The following is a 3736-nucleotide window of genomic DNA, read 5'->3' as shown; positions in this document are numbered from 1 at the left end:
GATATATCCGGAAATTAAATATTCTTTGGCGTAAATCTTTGAAAATATTCGCAGAAGTTATTTATTATTTACTTAATTGATAGATGTCTAATCAGAAATATCATGTTATAGTAAATAGAGTAATTTTAGTAATCTTTAATCATGGAATCATCTGTAAAAAAGACTAACAAAGTAGCAGAAAGTATAGAGCGGGGTAAAGAACTCAGACAGCAAGGTTTAGTTGAGAAAGCAATCTCTGAATTTGAGAGCGCCAGACAGCAAGCTCCTAAAAATTTAATGGCTTTAAACCAGCTAACTACTCTCTACACTATGCAAGAAAATTGGCAAGAAGTAGTTAACTGTTGTTATCAGATTATTTCTTTGCGCCCAAATAATGTAGGAGCATATTTGCGATTAGCAAATGCTTCGGCAAAACAAAATAATTTGTATGCTGCTGTAGGATATTTTCAGAAGGCAATACAATTAGAACCTACTAAGCTCAAAGCAGGAGAGTACAGAGAGTTAGGCGATATTTTGACTAGACTAGGTTCTCCAGAAATGCAAATAAATCAGACTAATGAGGCGATCGTAGCTTATCAAAAAGCAGTGGAGCTAAAGCCCGATCTACCTGCTCCAGTTCATATTAAGCTAGGTGATGCTATGCAAAAACAAAAAAGGTTTGTACAAGCGATCGCTTCTTACAAGAAAGCTTTGCAAGTAAAGCCAGACCTGAAAGAGATGGTATATATCAAGTTAGGTCAGGCACAAATGGAAGTTGCTTTGTTTGATGAGGCGATCGGTAGTTTTGAAAAAGCAGTAGAGATAAAGCCCGATCTAGCCTCTGCTTTCCGAAATTTGGGTTATGCTTACCAACAAAAGGGTTTATTAGATAATGCTATTAATAATTATCAAAAGGCGATTAAACTTAACCCAGATGGACGTGGTTTATATATTCTCATGGGTGATGTTTTGACACNAAGTTGCTTTGTTTGATGAGGCGATCGGTAGTTTTGAAAAAGCAGTAGAGATAAAGCCCGATCTAGCCTCTGCTTTCCGAAATTTGGGTTATGCTTACCAACAAAAGGGTTTATTAGATAATGCTATTAATAATTATCAAAAGGCGATTAAACTTAACCCAGATGGACGTGGTTTATATATTCTCATGGGTGATGTTTTGACACAGCAAGGTCGCGTTCCTAAAGCTGATGAATATTACCAAAAAGCAGAATCAATGAAATAGCTGACTGAAAAGTTTCGATAAAAAATAGCGATCGCTCTGGTAAGACACTGGAGCGATCGCTTAAATTATAAAACTAGAAAGTTCATATACAAGAGAAATATTTGATATCATGTCCGTTGATATCATTTGTGTAAAAGCTAAAGAAATATCTACTCTAGGTTTAAGGTTTTTACTTTTCTCTTAGAAGTTCTAACTTCTGACTTGCCTTCACTATAGAACCCCTGAAGGGATCTATTAAAATTATAGATTGAGTGTAGAGGAGTGGGGGAGCAGAGGAGTAGGGGAGATGGTGAAACAAGAGGGCATTTTTTGACTTTTTTGCTATATTCTCTCACTCCTGACTCCTGACTCCTGACTCCTGAGCCAAAAACCCACATCTTTAGAAAGATACCAAATGGCTTCTATACGCAAGTCTTACGCTTGCCTCCGCGTCCGTTTTTTGTCTTGGACTGCTTCCCGGCGACCAATAACAAAAATATAACATATGCTATGCATTCAAAAAAAACAACTAAAAAGTCGTCCGCTTATGGGCGAGGCTTTAAACCCAATTTTTCGGTAAGCCTTGAGCTTATACCAATTAAAAAAAAGAATGCTGCAAAAGGGTAGCTGTCGGTCAGAGATCCTGAAAAATAGCTACTCCAATTATAGCGGTTTTCACTTCATGACTTGCATTACTTCTTCCTTCTTCCTTCTTTCTTTAAACTCAAATCTCTGTACTCTAAAAAACATGAAAACTGCTATAATTTTAGATAGTTATCTAATCGCGTTTTTACCTTTTTTAAAATATTTATCCCTTCTGTCCTAGATAACTAAAGCCTTCTTGCTTCTTCCTTCTTTCGTAGGGAGGTTGCATGCAACCTCCCTACCATTTATAACAAACACTTATCACGCTTCGTATTAGGCTAAATTCAAGTCATTACTCATCACAAAATATACTGAAAAGCCAAATAATATCTATAACATTAAGAACATCATTAATATTTTAAAATGAATTATTTATCTTGACTTTATGCACGATGTGTTATATCTATATTTGTAGTCAAAATAATGAGGAGACGATGATGGAGAAGCGAACATTAGGCACATCTGAAATTAAAATTACCCCAATTATTATGGGGACATGGCAAGCAGGAAAAAATATGTGGGCAGGTATTGAAGATTCTGACGTTATTAAAGGAATTNCATTAATATTTTAAAATGAATTATTTATCTTGACTTTATGCACGATGTGTTATATCTATATTTGTAGTCAAAATAATGAGGAGACGATGATGGAGAAGCGAACATTAGGCACATCTGAAATTAAAATTACCCCAATTATTATGGGGACATGGCAAGCAGGAAAAAATATGTGGGCAGGTATTGAAGATTCTGACGTTATTAAAGGAATTAGAGCTGCTTTTGATGCAGGTATTACCACAATTGATACTGCTGAAGTTTATGGAAATGGTTACTCAGAAAGAATTGTGGCTCAAGCATTGGGAGATGTTCGAGAACAAGTGGTTTTAGCGACTAAAGTTTTTGTTAATCATCTCAAATATGACCAAGTAATAGAAGCTTGCGATCGCTCTCTGAAAAATCTTAATACTGATTATATAGACCTCTATCAAATTCATTGGCCATCTGGTGCATTTAACAGNAGTTTATGGAAATGGTTACTCAGAAAGAATTGTGGCTCAAGCATTGGGAGATGTTCGAGAACAAGTGGTTTTAGCGACTAAAGTTTTTGTTAATCATCTCAAATATGACCAAGTAATAGAAGCTTGCGATCGCTCTCTGAAAAATCTTAATACTGATTATATAGACCTCTATCAAATTCATTGGCCATCTGGTGCATTTAACAGTGAAATTGTACCAATTGAACAAACAATGAATGCTCTAAATAAACTGAAAGAACAGGGTAAAATTAGAGCAATTGGTATTTCTAATTTTTCTAGCGAACAAATGGCCGAAGCAGCTCAATATGGTCAAATTGATAGTCTGCAACCACCCTATTCTTTATTCTGGCGAAAAATAGAAAAAGCAGAAATGCCTTACTGTATTGAAAATAATATTTCTATTATTGCTTATTCTTCCTTAGCACAAGGATTATTAACAGGTAAATTCGGACCAGACCACAAATTTGCTGAAGGGGATCATCGTGCTAAAAATAGATTATTTTATATTAAAGAAAACTACGAACGAGTGCAAACAGCTTTAGAAAAACTGCGCCCTATTGCCGAAGCTAAACAATGCACTATGGCTCAATTGGCGATCGCCTGGTTAATTGCCCAACCCCAGACAAATGCTATTGTTGGAGCGCGAAATGCAGAACAAGCGACGGCCAATGCTAAAGCTGCGGATGTTAAATTATCTCAAGATGAGCTGGCAGAAATTGATGGTATTGGGCGGATAGTTACCGATCCTTTAGACGATCGCCCTGTTATGTGGGATTTTTAACAAGCTTTCAGCGATAGTGATACTAAATACGGTTTATTGAGTATCCTTTTAGGGAGATGGGGGAATGGGGGGATGGGG

2 protein-coding genes and 2 pseudogenes are annotated in these 3736 nt (G+C 36.2%); all 4 read left to right on the top strand.

What is annotated here, in order from left to right; all coding sequences use genetic code 11:
• Positions 1 to 141: 141 nt before the first annotated feature.
• Positions 142 to 955, top strand: a pseudogene (locus AFK68_RS43315) (tetratricopeptide repeat protein); the annotation flags it as partial.
• A gap of 9 nt (positions 956 to 964) precedes the next feature.
• Positions 965 to 1219, top strand: coding sequence for a tetratricopeptide repeat protein (locus AFK68_RS44400; RefSeq protein WP_094672055.1), 255 nt, complete (start codon positions 965 to 967; stop codon positions 1217 to 1219).
• Positions 1220 to 2445: 1226 nt separating this feature from the next.
• Positions 2446 to 2858 (top strand): annotated as a pseudogene (locus tag AFK68_RS06415) (aldo/keto reductase); the annotation flags it as partial.
• 230 nt (positions 2859 to 3088) lie between these two features.
• Positions 3089 to 3658, top strand: a complete 570-nt coding sequence (locus AFK68_RS06410) for an aldo/keto reductase (protein WP_371357260.1) — start codon at positions 3089 to 3091, stop codon at positions 3656 to 3658.
• Positions 3659 to 3736: the final 78 nt, after the last annotated feature.

It is taken from the genome of Hydrocoleum sp. CS-953 (assembly GCF_002260545.1).
Classification (GTDB): Bacteria; Cyanobacteriota; Cyanobacteriia; order Cyanobacteriales; family Microcoleaceae; genus Trichodesmium.
This window is presented reverse-complemented; position numbering and strand designations above follow the sequence as displayed.

Coding starts and splice junctions, on each gene's coding strand:
- AFK68_RS06410 (WP_371357260.1), top strand. CDS start 3,089: ATGAATGCTCTAAATAAACTGAAAGAACAGGGTAAAATTAGAGCAATT.